Source organism: Pseudomonas sp. BN417 (assembly GCF_029871205.1).
GTDB lineage: Bacteria > Pseudomonadota > Gammaproteobacteria > Pseudomonadales > Pseudomonadaceae > Metapseudomonas.
Map to the genome: position 1 here is coordinate 97,549 of NZ_SSOJ01000162.1, position 15,150 is coordinate 112,698.

The following is a 15,150-nucleotide window of genomic DNA, read 5'->3' on the forward strand; positions in this document are numbered from 1 at the left end:
AATGATCCGCGCGCACGCGCGGCGGAATCGGCCGGCGCTATGCAGGATGCGGAAGGGAAATTCTGTGGGATCAGGAAAGCGCGGTGGGGGGTGCGCGGGTCAGGGCGCCGGGAAACACCGTCTGCGCGGCATGGCCGGCCTGTGGCGCGGGTGCCGCTTGCGGGCTGGCGAGGTCGCCAAGGGCCAGTCCGTGCAGCGCGGCCGGGCTCAGGGCGGGCGAGTTGAACAGCAGGGTGCAGTAGCCGCACTTCGCCCAGGACAGCTCGTGACCGGGCATGGCCGGTTGCCCGCTCTGGGTGCCGTCTTCGGCGGAACAGGCCAGTTCGCCCATCCAGTGCGGCACTTCGGCCTGCCCCATGGCCTGCGCCTGGGAGACCAGCGGACCGACGAACACCAGCAGCATGGCCAGAAGGCCAAGCCAGGCGCCACGCTGTCGTGTTCTGCCGTGGATCACTCGATGGATTCCATGTCGGTCGGTCGGGGGCGCCTATGCTAGCCAAGCGCCTGCTCGGGTTGAAGCCTAGACGCTGGGACAGAAGGCCGCAGGGCCGGATGCACCGGTTTTCGCACCGTTCGGCAACTGGCGCTGGCGGGTCCGGCAATCGGTGCGAACTGCGACGATCCGGGCAGCTGAAATCCTCCGCGGATGGGTTAAGCTTGGGCCTATGTTTCCGGAGTCATCATGCTGAGCCTGGCTGACGTTTTCCTGCTGATGTTGTTCGCCGCCGGCGCGGCCTGGTTGTGGCGCGGCCATGGTGTGCGCGAGCGCGCCCTGGCGCTGGCCAAGCAGCACTGCGCGCGCCTCGACGTGGAGTTGCTGGACGGCAACGTCGCGTTCCGCCGCCTGGCCATGGTGCGGGACGGCAAGGGCAATCGCCGCCTGGCGCGCATCTACGACTTCGAATTCACCGTCACCGGTGAGCAACGCCTGACCGGCAGCATTCAGATGTTCGGCAACCACCTCGGTCGCATCGACCTCGAAGCCCATCCCTTCCAGGCCCAGCCCCAGCACGACTCCAAAGTCATTCAAATGACCGAGTGGCGGCGTAACCATCCCAAGACGGATGAGCAGCGCCGGGTGGATTGAGCCCCCTCTGCCGATATCCCGCCATCAGCTTGTTCATCCACCTTTCTCGCGCACTGATCGAACCCTGTGGATAACCGCCTGCCAGACCGCTTCGCGATCGGCATCGCTCATGCCGGACGCAGGAGGAAGTCAGCCGTGCGCTCGGCGCTGGCCTGGGGAAATTCCTGCATGAAACAGTGACCGCCCTCCACCACCTGGGCGCTGACATGGCTGTTGAGCGCTGTCAGGCGCGCCACCGACTTGGCGACGAAGGGGTAACTGTGCTGGCCGTGGAGGATCAGGGTCGAGGCGGTGATCCGCCCAAGGGATGGCCACAGGCGCTTGGGAAAGGAACTGAAGATCTCCGCCTCGCGGCTCGGCCGGCACTTGAGCTCGACACCGTTATCCACCGTCTTGAGGGCATGGTCCACGTAGGCCTGCAAGGCCTCCTCGGTCCAACCCTTGAAGATGCCGCGGCCATGCAGGCCGTTCCAGACCGCCTGACGGTCGGCCCAGTGATTGCGCCGGGCCCGCGCCCGAGTGGCCATGGTCGTGCGGCGATGCAGGCCGAGCACCTCGGAGAAGGCCATCACGCCCACCATGGCCGGGGTGAAGATCACCGGATCGAGCAATACGGCGCGGCTGAACAACTCTGGATGCCGGGCCAGGATCAGGCTGGTCAGGACCCCACCGAAGCTGTGGCCGACGGCCAGCCGTGGCACCTCGCCGAACTGCCCACGCCCCACTTCGAAAGCCTCCACCGCCAGCTCGGCGTTGCGGTTCCAGCCGAGGAAGCGACCGCCATGGTCGCTGTCGCCGTGGCCCTGGACATCGCACAGCCAGAGATCGAAATCCTGGGCCAGCGCCTGCAACAGGGGCGCGTAGGTACGGCCGCAGAAGCCATTGCCATGGAGGAAGTGCAACAGGGGTCTGCCGGAGACCGGGCTATGCCAGCCGCGCAGGGTGAAACCGGCGGAAGTCGAGTGGGACCAGGGGATCAACTGCATCGAACGTGCCTCGAATTGACTGCGCGCAGTGTATCCGCTGCCATCCGCCCGGAGCAGGGGGGCGCGGCCAGCCGTGCTATCGTCGACGCCTTCGAACCACGGATTTCACGCCTTGATTCCCCGCCCGCTGCGCATCGTCCTGCTGATCCTGCTGCTGCTCGCCGGGCTGTTCCTGGCGATGCACCTGTCCGGTCGCCAGGCCGAGCGCCAGGCCCTGCGCGACGAAGGCGAGCAGGCCCGCGAGCAGCTGACGCTCTACGCCGGCAGCCTGCGCACCCTGATCGACCGCTTCCGCGCCCTGCCCGCCGTGCTGGCGCTGGACCCGGAAGTGCGCGCCACCCTCCAGGGGCCTGTGGATAACAGCGAGCAGACACAGCTCAATCTCAAGCTGGAGCAGATGAACCGCGCCGCCGGCTCCACCACCCTCGAGCTGCTGGACCGCGACGGCCTGGCGGTGGCCGCCAGCAACTGGCGCTTGCCCACCAGCTTCGTCGGCCACAACTACGGCTTCCGCCCCTACTTCGCCGAAGCCCGCAGCCACGGTAGCGGACGCTTCTATGCCGTAGGCGTGACCAGCGGCATTCCCGGCTACTTCCTCGCTAGCGCAGTGCGCGGCGGGAAGGACGAGTTCATCGGCGCCATCGTGGTGAAGCTGGAATTCCCCGAGCTGGAGCAGGAATGGGGCCAGCGCCCGGACATCATCCTCGTCAGCGACGCCCGTGGCGTGGTGTTCATCGCCAACCAGCCGGGCTGGCGCTACCGCGAACTTCAGCCCATCTCCGCCGGGGGGCGCGCCGAGATGGCCGCCACCCGCCAGTACGACAAGCAGCCCCTGGCGCCACTTATCCACAGCACGCTGCAAGATTTTGGCGAGGGCAGCAGACTGGCCCGGGTCGAGGGGCCCGGCGGCCGCGCCGACTACCTCTGGGAAAGCCTGCCGCTGCCCAGCGAAGGCTGGACGTTGCACCTGCTGCGCGCCCCACAGGAGGCCGCCAGCAGCGCGCGCAATGCCAGCCTGGCCGCCGGCGGCGCCTGGCTGGCGCTGTTCTTCCTCGCCCTATTCCTGCAGCAGCGCTGGCGGCTGGCGCGCATTCGCCAGCGCAGCCGGGAGGAGCTGGAGCAATTGGTCGAGCAACGTACGGCCGCCTTGCGCACAGCCCAGGACGGGTTGATCCAGGCCGCCAAGCTGGCCGCCCTGGGGCAGATGTCCGCCGCCCTGGCCCACGAGATCAACCAGCCATTGACCGCCCTGCAGATGCACTTGGCCAGCCTGCGGCTGATGCTCGACAACGGCCAGCTGGAGCAGGCGCGCAAGGCCCTCTCGCGGCATGACGAACTGCTGCAGCGCATGGCGGCCCTCACCGGCCACCTCAAGACTTATGCGCGCAAGACCCCCGGCGGCCTGCGCGAATGCCTGGAACTCGGCAACGTTGTGGATAAATCCCTGCAACTGCTGGCGCCCAACCTGCGCGACGCGAAGGTGGAAATCAGCCAGGAGCTCAGTGTGCCCGCCTGGGTCTCGGGGGATGCCATCCGCCTGGAACAGGTGCTGGTCAACCTGCTGCGCAACGCCCTGGATGCCGTGGCGGACAAGGCGGCGCCCCGATTGTGGATAACCCTGCGGCGGGAAGGTGATCAGTGGCTGCTGAGTGTCGCCGACAATGGCGGCGGCATCGCCGAAGAGGACCTGCCGCGGGTCTTCGATCCATTCTTCACCACCAAGCCGGCGGGTGCCGGCCTGGGAATCGGACTGGCGGTGTCCTACGCCATCGTCCATGAACTGGGTGGTAGCCTTGCCGCCGCCAACCAGGGCGAAGGTGCCGTGTTCAGCCTGCGCCTGCCTGTGGACAAAGCCAGAGAGGAATAGCCATGACAGCCCAGGTGATCTTCGTCGACGACGAGGCGGCCATCCGCGAAGCCGTACGCGAGTGGCTGGAGCTTTCCGGCTTCGAGGTGCGGGTGGAAGCCAGTGCCGAAGACTGCCTGAAGCGCCTCGACGCCGATTTCCCGGGGGTGGTCATCAGCGACCTGCGCATGCCCGGCATGGATGGCATGGCGCTGCTCCAGGCCGTGCAGGCCGTCGACCGCGAGCTGCCCTTCCTGATGGTCACCGGCCACGGCGACGTGCCGCAGGCAGTGGAGGCCATGCGCCTGGGCGCCTATGACTTCATCGAAAAACCCTTCACCGCCGAGCGGCTGCTGGACAGCCTGCGCCGCGCCCTGGAGAAGCGCCGCCTGGTGCAGGAGAACCGCCGCCTGCGGGTCCAGGTCGACCTCAAGGACCAGCTCGACGTCCGCCTGCTCGGCGTCTCCCGGCCGATGCTGCAGCTGCGTCGCCAGGTCCTGGAGCTGGCTCGTACTCCGGTGAATATCCTGCTGCGCGGGGAAACCGGCAGCGGCAAGGAAATGGTCGCGCGCTGCCTGCACGACTTCGGCCCGCGTGCGGAAAGGCCCTTCGTGGCGCTGAACTGCGCGGCCATTCCGGAGAATCTCTTCGAGAGCGAGTTGTTCGGCCATGAAAGCGGTGCCTTCACCGGCGCCCAGGGCAAGCGCATCGGCAAGATCGAGCACGCCCATGGCGGCACCCTGTTCCTCGACGAGATCGAAAGCATGCCCCTGGCGCAGCAGGTGAAGCTGTTGCGCGTGCTGCAGGAACAGCGCCTGGAGCGCCTCGGCTCGAACCAGAGCATCACTGTGGATATCCGCGTGGTCGCCGCCACCAAGCCGGACCTGCGCGAGGAGGTGCGCGCCGGACGCTTCCGCGAGGACCTGCTCTACCGGCTGAACGTGGCCGAGCTGCAGCTGCCGGCCCTGCGCGAGCGGCGCGAGGACATCCCGCTGCTGTTCGAGCATTTCGCCCGGCAGGCCAGCGAGCGCCTGGGCCGGCCGCAGCCTTCCCTGACCCCGGCCGAGCTGGCGCAGCTGCTGGCCCATGGTTGGCCGGGCAACGTCCGCGAGCTGGCCAACGCCGCCGAGCGTCATGTATTGGGGTTATCCACAGGTGCGGCGGAACGGGGCGAAGGCGAACCCTCGCTGGCCGAACTGATGGAAGCCTACGAGGCGCAATGCCTGCGCCAGGCCCTGGCGCGCAGCCAGGGCGATATCAAGGCGGTGATGACCCTGCTGCAACTGCCGCGCCGCACCCTCAACGAGAAGATGCAGCGCCATGGCCTGGCGCGCAGCGAGTTCCTGCGCGGCGAGGATGATTGAGCTCGCACCAACCGGTGTATCCCTCCGTTCATAAGCGGAATCTTGCTCATCGCCTTCTGGTGATCGGCAGGATTCCGCGCATATTTCCTGCATGATTCCACCGTAACCCCTCTATTCCGCGCCTTTCCTCCCCTGGCACAGCTCCTGCTATGTGCCTGGTGCACAAGCGCAGCCTCAAAGCCGCGCCCACAACAACAACTAAGCGTCGAGGAAAGATGATGGATAGCTCCAGCACCCTGACTGCCTCTGCAGCACCCCGCACGACATCGCAACGCATCAAGTCCATTTTCAGTGGCTCGGTCGGCAACCTGGTGGAGTGGTACGACTGGTACGTATACGCCGCCTTCTCGCTGTACTTCGCCAAGGCCTTCTTCCCCCAGGGCGACATGACTGCCCAGTTGCTCAACACCGCTGCGATCTTCGCCGTGGGCTTCCTGATGCGCCCCATCGGCGGCTGGCTGATGGGCATCTACGCCGACCGCAAGGGCCGCAAGGCGGCTCTGCTGGCCTCGGTCCTGCTGATGTGCTTCGGCTCGCTGATCATCGCCCTGACCCCCAGCTACGAGACCATCGGCGTCGCCGCGCCGGTCATGCTGGTGGTAGCGCGTCTGCTGCAGGGCCTCTCGGTCGGCGGTGAATACGGCACCTCCGCCACCTACCTGTCGGAGATGGCGACCAAGGAGCAGCGCGGCTTCTTCTCGAGCTTCCAGTACGTGACCCTGATCTCCGGCCAGCTCATCGCCCTGGCGGTACTGATCGTCCTGCAGCAGACCCTGACCACCGAGCAGCTGGAAAGCTGGGGCTGGCGTGTACCCTTCGTGATCGGTGCCCTGTGCGCGGTAGTGGCCATGTTCCTGCGCCGCGGCATGGAAGAGACCGACTCCTTCACCAAGAAGAAGGACAAGCCCAAGGAAAGCCTGCTGCGCACCCTGATGCGCCATCCCAAGGAAGTGTTCACCGTGGTCGGCCTGACCATGGGCGGCACCCTGGCCTTCTACACCTACACCACCTACATGCAGAAGTACCTGGTGAACACGGTGGGCATGAGCAAGGGCGACTCGACCATGATCTCGGCCGCCACGTTGTTTCTCTTCATGCTGCTGCAGCCCATTGTCGGCGCGCTTTCCGACAAGATCGGCCGGCGCCCGATCCTGATCGCCTTCGGTGTGATGGGCACCCTCTTCACCTACCCGATCCTTAGCACCCTGCACAGCATCCAGACCTGGTGGGGCGCGTTCTTCCTGATCATGGCGGCGCTGATCATCGTCAGCGGCTACACCTCGATCAACGCCGTGGTGAAGGCCGAACTCTTCCCCACCGAGATCCGCGCCCTGGGCGTGGGCCTGCCGTACGCACTGACCGTATCCATTTTCGGCGGCACCGCCGAGTACGTGGCGCTGTGGTTCAAGAGCATCGGCATGGAAAGCGGTTTCTACTGGTACGTCACCGCCTGCATCGCCTGCTCGCTGCTGGTGTACGTGTTCATGAAGGACACCCGCACCCATTCGCGGATGAACCACGACTGATCGGGCGCTGAGCCCAGGCCTCTGCGGAGGCCTTGCAGATCACGCCAACGGGCCCTTCGGGGCCCGTTTTTCATTGCTCGTGAACTCCCAACCTACGGTAGATCGCAGCCCAAGGGTGGGTCGGGCGGCGCTCCGCTGAGCGCAGCGGTACCAATCAGGGGCCTGCTGCCTTACTCCGCCGCCAGCCTGCACGCCTCCATCCCCGCCTTCAGCGCCGCCTCGTCCTGGGGCCCGGCGAAGATCAGTTCCAGACGCGAATCCTTGCGCCATTCGCTGGCCTGCCAGTGGATCGACGCGCCGTCCAGGGCGTTGCCCGAGAGCCAGCCCGCGTTGGTCTGCAGCACCAGCTTGGCGCGGCGCCAGGGCAGCCCAGCGAGCCACAGCTGCAGGCGCATCAGCTCGAAGCGCTGGCTTGGATGCCAGCGCCAACCGATGCTCCAGCCGTCGGAACCGGCCTGGATCTGGCAGATAGGTATCGCCGGATTCGTCCACAAAACCTGAGGTTTATCCACACCTGTTGGTAACTCATTGATACCAACAGCTTTTCCAGATTGTGCATGGATGCCTGGAAGCTGCTGGATATCCAGCCTTCCATGAGTCGTCCACAGCACGGGTACCGGGGGCAGTTCTGAGTAAAGTTGTTCACATGTGGACAAATCGAGGTTTTCCGACTTGTTTAGTAGCACAAGGCCAGCACTGGAAAGTGCCTCCCGCTGGCTGTCTGGCAGTAGCTGGCCCGTAGCCAGCGCCGCCGCGTCCAGCACCACGACGCTCGGCTGTAGCGCCAGAACGCCCTCCCAGGGGGGTTCGCGTAGCTGTCGCAATAGCTCGACCGGGTGTCCGAGTCCGGAGGGCTCTATCAGTAGCCGGTCGGGCCGCGCCTTGCGCAGTAGCCGGGCCAGCCCGACCTGGAAGGGCGCGCCGTTGACGCAGCAGACGCAACCACCCGCCACCTCGGCGAGAGCGATGCCGTCGTCGCTGCTGGTCAGCAGTGCGGCGTCCAGGCCGATCTGGCCAAATTCGTTGATCAGCACCGCCCAGCGTTCATGGCCGGGCCGCTGCGCCAGCAGCTGGCGGATCAGGCTGGTCTTGCCGGCGCCCAGGGGCCCGGCGATCAGATGGGTAGGGATATGAGTAAGCATGGACCTATGGTGCTGCTTCACAGCCAGCTTAGAAAGCGCCGTGCTAGAGTCGCGTCCTTCATTGCCTGGAGACCTCCCATGCGTGCCTGGTTACTGCCCGCGCTGCTGTTGCTGTCCGTCGAAGCCCACGCCGATGCCTGCGTGGTGCACAGCCAGGGCGAACGTCTGGAAGTGAAGCTCTGCCAGGAAAACCGTAGCATCCCGTCGCGACTGTTTCGCGAAGGTTTCTGCCAGCCGCAGATGCAGGGGCAGAAGGTGGAAGTGGCCTTTGTGGATAACTGCCCAGCCGGCGCTTTCGGCGTCTGCCGCAACGCCAAGGTCAGCAACCAGCCCTATCGCCAGGATATCCACTACTACGGCGTGGCCAGTGATGCGCGTTACCTCAAGCCCTTCTGCGAGGCACAGAGCCAGGGCAATTGGGAGTAGCGCAAGGCATGTTCCCGTCAGCCCAACCAGTCCAGCGTCAGCAGCAGTCGGCTTTCACCGGCGCGGGCTGTGGCGACCTGTGGATAATTCTACGGCCTTCATGGACCTGCCAATTCTTTCCTTTGAACAAGGCAACATGCCCGGCCGCCAGCTGATGGTTATCCACAGCCCAGGCGCACCCGCGGTATCAGGCTGCCGCCTCTTCGTCGTGCCAGGGTCCGAAGGGGTCGGGGAGCCGGGCCCAGGCTTCCGGACCCTGAGCCATCTCGGCATCGTCCAGTAGGCAGGCATCCAGCTCGCTGCGGAGCATGGCGAAATCGATGTCCTGGCCGATGAACACCAGCTCCTGGCGGCAGTCACCGACCTCGGTCGTCCAGTGCCGCATGACGGCCTGCTGGCCTTCCGGATCCTGGGGCCATTGCTCGCGAGGGACGAAGCGCCACCAGCGACCGGCCAGTCCGTGGCGCATCAGGCCACCGGCCTGGGACCAGCTGCCGGCTTCCCTGGGCTTGCTGGCCAGCCAGAAGAAGCCCTTGGAGCGCAGCAACCGGCCATTGGTCCACTCGCGGTCGAGGAAACTGAAGAAACGCTGGGGATGGAAGGGCCGCCGGGCGCGATAGGCCGTCGAAGCGATCCCGTAGGTTTCGGTTTCCGGCGCGTGCTCGCCGCGCAGTTCCTTGAGCCAACCGGGGGCTCGGGAAGCGCGTTCGAAGTCGAAGCGTCCGGTGTCGAGTATCTGCTCGAGCTCGACCTGGCCCATGACCATGGGCAGGATGCGCGCCTCCGGATTGAGCCGCTGGAGGATGGCGGACAGTTCCTCACGCTCGCTGGCGTCGATCAGATCGACCTTGCTAACCAGCAGGACATCGGCGAATTCCACCTGTTCGATCAGCAGTTCGCTGATGCTGCGCTGGTCATCGCTGCCGAGGGATTCACCATGGCTGGCCAGGGCTTCCGCGGCCTGGTAGTCGCGCAGGAAGTTCACGCCGTCGACCACTGTGACCAGGGTGTCCAACCGCGCCAGGTCGGCGAGGCTCTGACCCTGCTCGTCGCGGAAGGTGAAGGTCTCGGCCACCGGCAGCGGTTCGGAGATGCCGGTGGATTCGATCAGCAGGTAGTCGAAGCGCCCCTCGCGAGCCAGCCGGCTGACCTCTTCCAGCAGATCCTCGCGCAGGGTGCAGCAGATGCAGCCGTTGCTCATCTCCACCAGCCGTTCCTCGGCGCGGTTCAGGCTGACGTCGCGCTGCACCTCACTGGCGTCGATGTTGATCTCACTCATGTCGTTGACTATCACGGCGACGCGCAGCTGCTCGCGGTTCTTGAGGACATGGTTGAGCAGGGTGCTCTTGCCCGCGCCGAGGAAGCCGGACAACAGGGTGACGGGTAGGCGTGCGTGCATGGGTATTCCTCTCAGGCTTGGCGCTGGTGGCGCTCTCGTTGTTCCTGGCGTTGCTTGGCTTCGATGCAGAGGGTCGCGGTGGGGCGCAGCAGGAGCCGGCGCAGGCCGATGGGCTCGCCGCTTTCCGCGCACCAGCCGTACTCGCCGCGAGCGAGCCGTTCCAGGGCTTGGTCGATCTTGTCCAGCAGCCGCTTCTCCCGCTCCAGTAGGCGCAACTGCCACTGGCGCTGTTCCTCGCGGCTGGCGAGGTCGGCTTCGTCGCTGACCGGCTCGAAGTCACGCAGGGCACCGAACTCACCGTCGATGCGCAGGCGCAATTCCTCTCGCTGGGATTCGAGCAGGGCACGGAAGAAGGCCTGCTGGGCCGCATTCATATAGGCCTCGGCGGGCTGGGCGAGGAGTTCTTCGTGGTTGAGGAGGGCTTCGGGCATGGCGGCGATCGCTTGGCGTTTTATTTGTTATAACATAACATTTACTGCCAATTTCAAGAGCCCCTCCGATGAACGCCATCAACCTCCCGGATATCGCCGCCCAATCCAGCATCCAAGCCATGCCCCTGGACTGGGTCGGCATGTGTGGGATCGCCCTGCCACTGTTGCTGGACGGCCAACGCATAGCTGCCCGCGCCGATGTCGGCGTCAGCCTGGATGAGGCCAGTGCGCGGGGCATCCATATGTCCAGGCTCTATCTGGCGCTGGAGGAGTTGGAACAGGAAGAGCTGGCGCCGGCCTTATTGCATCGGGTACTGGCACGCTTCCTCGATAGTCATGAGGGTCTGTCCAGCAGCGCCAGCTTGAAGCTGCGCGGCGAAGTCCTGTTGCAACGTCCAGCGCTGGTCAGCCCGCTGGCAGGATGGAAGGCCTACCCCTTCGAGGTCAGCGCACGCCAGGATCGGCGGGGGTTTCACGTGGAACTTCATCTGCAGCTGGCTTATTCCTCCACCTGCCCTTGCTCCGCAGCCCTCGCCCGCCAACTGATTCAGCAGCGCTTTGTCGAGGACTTCGACGGGCGACCGTTGGAGCAGCCGCAGGTGCTGGACTGGCTCGGCAGCAGCAAGGGCATTGTCGCGACACCCCACAGCCAGCGCAGCCATGCCCAGCTGTGGGTGCGGCTGGGGCGTACCGGCGCCCTCGCTTTGCGCCACCTGGTCGACGTGGCGGAACAGACCCTGGGCACTGCTGTGCAAACCGCCGTGAAACGTGCGGACGAACAGGCCTTCGCCCTGGCCAACGGCCAGAACCTGATGTTCTGCGAAGATGCGGTACGGCGCCTGAGCGGCGCCTTGCGCGAACAGGAGTGGCTGGAGGGCTTCAAGCTGCGGGTCGTGCACGCGGAGAGCCTCCACGCGCACGACGCCGTGGCCGAAAACAGCTGGAACTGGGCGGCCTAGCTAGCTGTAGAGGTCGGCACGGCTCCAGGGCAGCTCATGAGAGCCATCCGCATGGGGCTTGAGCGCGAGGATCTGGTGCAGGTTGATCCAGCCCCTCTGGAAGCCGTGGGCGCAGCCGGCCAGGTAGAGCCGCCAGATACGCAAGGCCTGTTCCGGTACCAGCCTGGCCGCCTTGGCCAGGTTGGCCTCCAGGTTGGCGCTCCAGAATTCCAGGGTACGCGCGTAGTGCAGGCGCAGGCTCTCCACATCCACCACTTCCATGCCGGCCAGGCTCAGTTGGGCAACCATGGTCGACAGGTGGGGCAACTCGCCATGGGGAAAGACAAAGCGGTCGATGAACTCGCCGGCGCCACGCCCCACCGGGCGTCCGTCCGGATGACGGGCGGTGATGCCGTGGTTCATGATCAGGCCGCCATCGCGAACCGCGCCATACAGGCGCTGGCAATAGACCGGCAGGTTGGCATGCCCGACATGCTCGAACATACCGACGCTGATCGCTTTGTCGAAGCGACCGTCCTGAGGCAGGTCGCGGTAGTCCAGCAGCTGCAGCTGCACCTGGCCGCCCAGGCCATCGGCCTTGACCCGCTTGCGGCCCAAGGCCAACTGCTCGCGGCTGAGGGTGATGCCGAACACCCTGACGCCATACTCACGCGCTGCGAAGCGCGCCAGCCCTCCCCAGCCACAGCCCACGTCCAGCAGGTACTCGCCGGCCTTCAGCCGCAGCTTTCGGCAGAGGTGGTGCAGCTTGGCCTGCTGGGCGCTGTCCAGGTCTTCGGTGCCGGTGGGGAAATAGGCGCAGGAATAGACCATTTCACGGTCCAGCCAGAGCGCATAGAAATCGTTGGACAGGTCGTAATGGTAGGAAATAGCGGCGGCGTCGGTGTCCTTGTCATGGGCCTGGCGCTCTGGGACGAGGTCTTCGTCGTCTCCTGCCAGGGCCGCGCTCAGCGCATCGCCGACCCGGATCACTTCGAGTATCGGTCCCGCGAGCTCCAGGCGCCCTTCCACATAGGCGGTACCCAGGGTGTCCAGGCTTGGCCGCGCCAGCAGGGATACCAGGCTGGGATCCTTGACCGTCATGGTCACGGTCGGGTTCGGACCGAGCTCGATCTCCTTGCCGTCCCAGAGCAGCAGGCGTAGCGGCAGTTGCAGATCGCGGAGGACCGGGGGAAGTTGCGCAAGCATAGGAACTCCTCCTTCACCAAGGACAATTCAAAGGTAGTCCACCCTGGGCAATTGTCAGGCTTTAGGATCGATACTTCTGCTCTATGCGAACGGCAAAAAGCCCGGCGTACCGGGCTTTTTTCACACGGGCACCTGGTTATTCGACAGTCACTGACTTCGCCAGGTTTCGCGGCTGATCCACGTCCGTGCCCTTGAGCACCGCCACGTAGTAGGACAGCAGCTGCAACGGGATGGTGTAGAGGATCGGCGCCAGGGCGTCGTTGATATGCGGCATGGCCACCATGTGAGTGCCCTCGCCATTCTCGATGCCGGCCTCGCGGTCAGCGAAGACGATCAGCTGGCCGCCACGGGCGCGGACTTCCTGCAGGTTGGACTTGAGCTTCTCCACCAGCTCGTTGTTCGGCGCCACGGTGACCACCGGCATATCGCTGTCCACCAGCGCCAGCGGGCCATGCTTGAGCTCGCCTGCCGGGTAGGCTTCGGCGTGGATATAGGAAATTTCCTTGAGCTTCAGCGAACCTTCCATGGCCACCGGGTACTGGGCGCCACGGCCGAGGAACAGGGTGTGGTTCTTTTCGGCGAACAGTTCGGCGACCTTCTCCACGGTCTTGTCCATGGCCAGGGCTTCGCCCAGGCGAGTCGGCAGGCGGCGCAGTTCGTCCACCAGACCGGCTTCGACGCCCGCCTCGAGGGTGCCGCGTACCTGGCCCAGGGACAGGGTCAGCAGCATCAGGCCTACCAGCTGGGTAGTGAAGGCCTTGGTGGAGGCGACGCCGATTTCCGGGCCGGCCTGGGTCAGCAGGGTCAGGTCGGATTCGCGTACCAGCGAGCTGGTGCCGACGTTGCAGATGGCCAGGCTGGTCAGGTAACCCAGTTCCTTGGCATTACGCAGGGCGGCCAAGGTGTCGGCGGTCTCGCCCGACTGCGAAATGGTGACGAACAGGGTGTCCGGCTGCACCACCACCTTGCGGTAGCGGAACTCGCTGGCCACTTCGATCTGGCAGGGAATGCCGGCCAGGCCTTCGAGCCAGTAACGGGCCACCATGCCGGCGTGATAGCTGGTGCCGCAGGCGACGATCTGCACATTGCGCACCTTGGCGAACAGCTCGGCGGCGCGCGGGCCGAAAGCATTGACCAGCACATGGTCGTTGCCCAGGCGGCCTTCCAGGGTGCGCTGTACCACCTTGGGCTGCTCGTGGATTTCCTTGAGCATGAAGTGGCGGTATTCGCCCTTGTCGGCGGCTTCGGCGCCTTCGTGGTACTGCACCTGCTCGCGCTGTACGGAGCGGCCCTGCTGGTCCCAGATCTGCACGCTGTCGCGGCGGATCTCGGCGATGTCGCCCTCTTCCAGGTAAACGAAACGGTCGGTGACCTGGCGCAGGGCCAACTGGTCGGAGGCGAGGAAGTTCTCACCCAGGCCGAGGCCGATCACCAGGGGGCTGCCGCTACGAGCAGCTACCAGGCAGTCCGGCTGTTTGGCGCTGATCACGGCCAGGCCGTAGGCGCCGTGCAATTCGGCCACGGCAGCCTTGAGCGCGCTGGTGAGGTCGCCCAGCGCGGCCAGCTTGTGATCCAGCAGATGGACGATGACCTCGGTGTCGGTATCCGAGGTGAAGACGTAGCCCAGGCCCTTGAGCTGCTCGCGCAGGGCGTCGTGGTTCTCGATGATGCCGTTGTGCACCACGGCCAGCTGCTCGCCGGAGAAGTGCGGGTGGGCATTGCGCTCGCAGGGCGCGCCATGGGTGGCCCAGCGGGTGTGAGCGATGCCCAGCCGGCCGGCCAGGGGCTCGCCCAGCAGCGCCTGTTCCAGTTCGGCGACCTTGCCGGCGCGGCGGCGGCGTTCCAGCTTGCCTTCGTGGCTGAATACGGCCACGCCGGCGCTGTCGTAGCCTCGGTACTCAAGGCGCTTCAGGCCCTCGACCAGGATTGCGGTGATATTGCGCTCGGCGATGGCGCCAACGATGCCACACATGGTTGTTCTCCTTTCTCAATCAATGCTTGCGCAGATCAGCTTGATCCCGCGCGCGGCCAATTGTTCGCGCGCTTCCGGGGCAAGGCGCTCATCGGTAATCAGGGTGTCGATACTGCTCCAGGGCAGTTCGAGGTTGGGGATGCGCCGGCCGACCTTGTCGGACTCGGCCAGGACTATCACTTCGCGGGCGACCTCGGCCATGACGCGCGAAAGGCCCAGCAGCTCATTGAAGGTGGTGGTGCCGCGCTGCAGGTCGATGCCATCGGCACCGATGAACAGCTGGTCGAAATCGTAGGAGCGCAGGACCTGCTCGGCCACCTGGCCCTGGAAGGACTCCGAGTGCGGGTCCCAGGTGCCGCCGGTCATCAACAGCACGGGCTCATGTTCCAGCTCGCGCAGGGCATTGGCGACGCTGAGGGAGTTGGTCATCACCACCAGGCCGGGCTTGTGCCCCAGCTCCGGAATCATGGTCGCCGTGGTGCTGCCGCTGTCGATGATGATCCGCGCATGCTCGCGGATGCAGCCAACGGCAGCACGGGCGATGGCCAGCTTGTAGGAGGACACCGGCTGGCTGACTTCGCCTATCAGCTCCTGGGGCATCGGCACGGCGCCCCCATAGCGGCGCAGCAGCAGGCCGTTCTTCTCGAGCGCGGTGAGGTCCTTGCGAATGGTCACTTCGGAGGTGGAGAAGGCCTTGGCCAGCTCGTCGACACTCACCTCGCCCTGCTCATCGAGCAGCGCGAGGATCGCATGGCGGCGTTGTGGCGTATTGCGTTTCGTCATCAACGAAAGTTTCGTTTCGAAAGATAATGGCGCGAATCAAAACC

General features: G+C 65.5%; 14 protein-coding genes and 1 pseudogene. 6 read left to right on the forward strand and 9 right to left on the reverse strand.

The window, feature by feature from the left end; genetic code table 11:
• Positions 1-70 precede the first annotated feature (70 nt).
• A complete protein-coding gene (locus E8F11_RS27320) occupies positions 71-454 on the reverse strand; it encodes a DUF2946 domain-containing protein (protein WP_280292047.1) in 384 nt (127 codons plus the stop codon).
• A gap of 228 nt (positions 455-682) precedes the next feature.
• Between E8F11_RS27320 and E8F11_RS27325 the strand changes: the two genes are divergently transcribed.
• Positions 683-1,087, forward strand: a complete 405-nt coding sequence (locus tag E8F11_RS27325) for a DUF3301 domain-containing protein (RefSeq protein ID WP_280292048.1) — start codon at positions 683-685, stop codon at positions 1,085-1,087.
• Between the two features lie 107 nt (positions 1,088-1,194).
• On the opposite strand, the gene E8F11_RS27330 is transcribed toward E8F11_RS27325, so the two are convergent.
• On the reverse strand, positions 1,195-2,073 hold the full coding sequence (locus E8F11_RS27330) for an alpha/beta hydrolase (RefSeq protein ID WP_280292049.1): 879 nt from the start codon (positions 2,071-2,073) through the stop codon (positions 1,195-1,197).
• 112 nt (positions 2,074-2,185) lie between these two features.
• On the opposite strand from E8F11_RS27330, the gene E8F11_RS27335 reads away from it, so the two are divergent.
• The 3 genes from E8F11_RS27335 (at position 2,186) to E8F11_RS27345 (ending at position 6,809) form a co-directional block, all read left to right on the forward strand.
• Complete coding sequence (locus E8F11_RS27335) at positions 2,186-3,940, forward strand: ATP-binding protein (RefSeq protein WP_280292050.1); 1,755 nt, start codon at positions 2,186-2,188, stop codon at positions 3,938-3,940.
• Between the two features lie 2 nt (positions 3,941-3,942).
• Entirely contained in the window at positions 3,943-5,283 is a 1,341-nt protein-coding gene (locus tag E8F11_RS27340; protein WP_280292051.1) for a sigma-54 dependent transcriptional regulator, read from the forward strand.
• Positions 5,284-5,501: 218 nt separating this feature from the next.
• On the forward strand, positions 5,502-6,809 hold the full coding sequence (locus tag E8F11_RS27345; protein WP_280292052.1) for an MFS transporter: 1,308 nt from the start codon (positions 5,502-5,504) through the stop codon (positions 6,807-6,809).
• Between the two features lie 170 nt (positions 6,810-6,979).
• On the opposite strand, the gene E8F11_RS27350 is transcribed toward E8F11_RS27345, so the two are convergent.
• Positions 6,980-7,951 carry a CobW-like GTP-binding protein gene (locus E8F11_RS27350; protein WP_280292053.1) on the reverse strand — a complete coding sequence of 324 codons (972 nt, stop codon included), beginning with the start codon at positions 7,949-7,951 and terminating at the stop codon, positions 6,980-6,982.
• 78 nt (positions 7,952-8,029) lie between these two features.
• Here E8F11_RS27350 and E8F11_RS27355 point away from each other — a divergent pair, with 78 nt between their 5' ends.
• Entirely contained in the window at positions 8,030-8,377 is a 348-nt protein-coding gene (locus E8F11_RS27355) for an NADH:ubiquinone oxidoreductase (RefSeq protein WP_280292054.1), read from the forward strand.
• Positions 8,378-8,394: 17 nt separating this feature from the next.
• Here E8F11_RS27355 and E8F11_RS27360 read toward each other — a convergent pair.
• From E8F11_RS27360 to dksA, 3 genes and pseudogenes are all read right to left on the reverse strand, one after another.
• Positions 8,395-8,531: pseudogene (locus E8F11_RS27360) on the reverse strand (DUF1826 domain-containing protein); the annotation flags it as partial.
• Between the two features lie 33 nt (positions 8,532-8,564).
• Complete coding sequence (gene zigA, locus E8F11_RS27365) at positions 8,565-9,776, reverse strand: zinc metallochaperone GTPase ZigA (RefSeq protein ID WP_280292055.1); 1,212 nt, start codon at positions 9,774-9,776, stop codon at positions 8,565-8,567.
• Positions 9,777-9,787: 11 nt separating this feature from the next.
• Positions 9,788-10,207, reverse strand: coding sequence for an RNA polymerase-binding protein DksA (dksA, locus tag E8F11_RS27370; RefSeq protein ID WP_280292056.1), 420 nt, complete (start codon positions 10,205-10,207; stop codon positions 9,788-9,790).
• A 68-nt stretch (positions 10,208-10,275) separates the two neighbouring features.
• Between dksA and folE2 the strand changes: the two genes are divergently transcribed.
• Complete coding sequence (folE2, locus tag E8F11_RS27375) at positions 10,276-11,166, forward strand: GTP cyclohydrolase FolE2 (protein ID WP_280292057.1); 891 nt, start codon at positions 10,276-10,278, stop codon at positions 11,164-11,166.
• Here the strand turns inward: folE2 and cfaB are convergent, their stop codons facing one another.
• The 3 genes from cfaB to E8F11_RS27390 form a co-directional block, all read right to left on the reverse strand.
• Positions 11,167-12,351 carry a C17 cyclopropane fatty acid synthase CfaB gene (gene cfaB / locus E8F11_RS27380; RefSeq protein WP_280292058.1) on the reverse strand — a complete coding sequence of 395 codons (1,185 nt, stop codon included), beginning with the start codon at positions 12,349-12,351 and terminating at the stop codon, positions 11,167-11,169.
• A 136-nt stretch (positions 12,352-12,487) separates the two neighbouring features.
• A complete protein-coding gene (gene glmS / locus E8F11_RS27385; protein ID WP_280292059.1) occupies positions 12,488-14,323 on the reverse strand; it encodes a glutamine--fructose-6-phosphate transaminase (isomerizing) in 1,836 nt (611 codons plus the stop codon).
• A gap of 15 nt (positions 14,324-14,338) precedes the next feature.
• Positions 14,339-15,109, reverse strand: coding sequence for a DeoR family transcriptional regulator (locus tag E8F11_RS27390; protein ID WP_280292060.1), 771 nt, complete (start codon positions 15,107-15,109; stop codon positions 14,339-14,341).
• Positions 15,110-15,150 lie beyond the last annotated feature (41 nt).

Coding starts and splice junctions, on each gene's coding strand:
- E8F11_RS27325 (WP_280292048.1), top strand. CDS start 683: ATGCTGAGCCTGGCTGACGTTTTCCTGCTGATGTTGTTCGCCGCCGGC.
- E8F11_RS27330 (WP_280292049.1), bottom strand. CDS start 2,073: ATGCAGTTGATCCCCTGGTCCCACTCGACTTCCGCCGGTTTCACCCTG.
- E8F11_RS27340 (WP_280292051.1), top strand. CDS start 3,943: ATGACAGCCCAGGTGATCTTCGTCGACGACGAGGCGGCCATCCGCGAA.
- E8F11_RS27345 (WP_280292052.1), top strand. CDS start 5,502: ATGGATAGCTCCAGCACCCTGACTGCCTCTGCAGCACCCCGCACGACA.
- E8F11_RS27350 (WP_280292053.1), bottom strand. CDS start 7,951: ATGCTTACTCATATCCCTACCCATCTGATCGCCGGGCCCCTGGGCGCC.
- E8F11_RS27355 (WP_280292054.1), top strand. CDS start 8,030: ATGCGTGCCTGGTTACTGCCCGCGCTGCTGTTGCTGTCCGTCGAAGCC.
- zigA (WP_280292055.1), bottom strand. CDS start 9,776: ATGCACGCACGCCTACCCGTCACCCTGTTGTCCGGCTTCCTCGGCGCG.
- dksA (WP_280292056.1), bottom strand. CDS start 10,207: ATGCCCGAAGCCCTCCTCAACCACGAAGAACTCCTCGCCCAGCCCGCC.
- folE2 (WP_280292057.1), top strand. CDS start 10,276: ATGAACGCCATCAACCTCCCGGATATCGCCGCCCAATCCAGCATCCAA.
- cfaB (WP_280292058.1), bottom strand. CDS start 12,351: ATGCTTGCGCAACTTCCCCCGGTCCTCCGCGATCTGCAACTGCCGCTA.
- glmS (WP_280292059.1), bottom strand. CDS start 14,323: ATGTGTGGCATCGTTGGCGCCATCGCCGAGCGCAATATCACCGCAATC.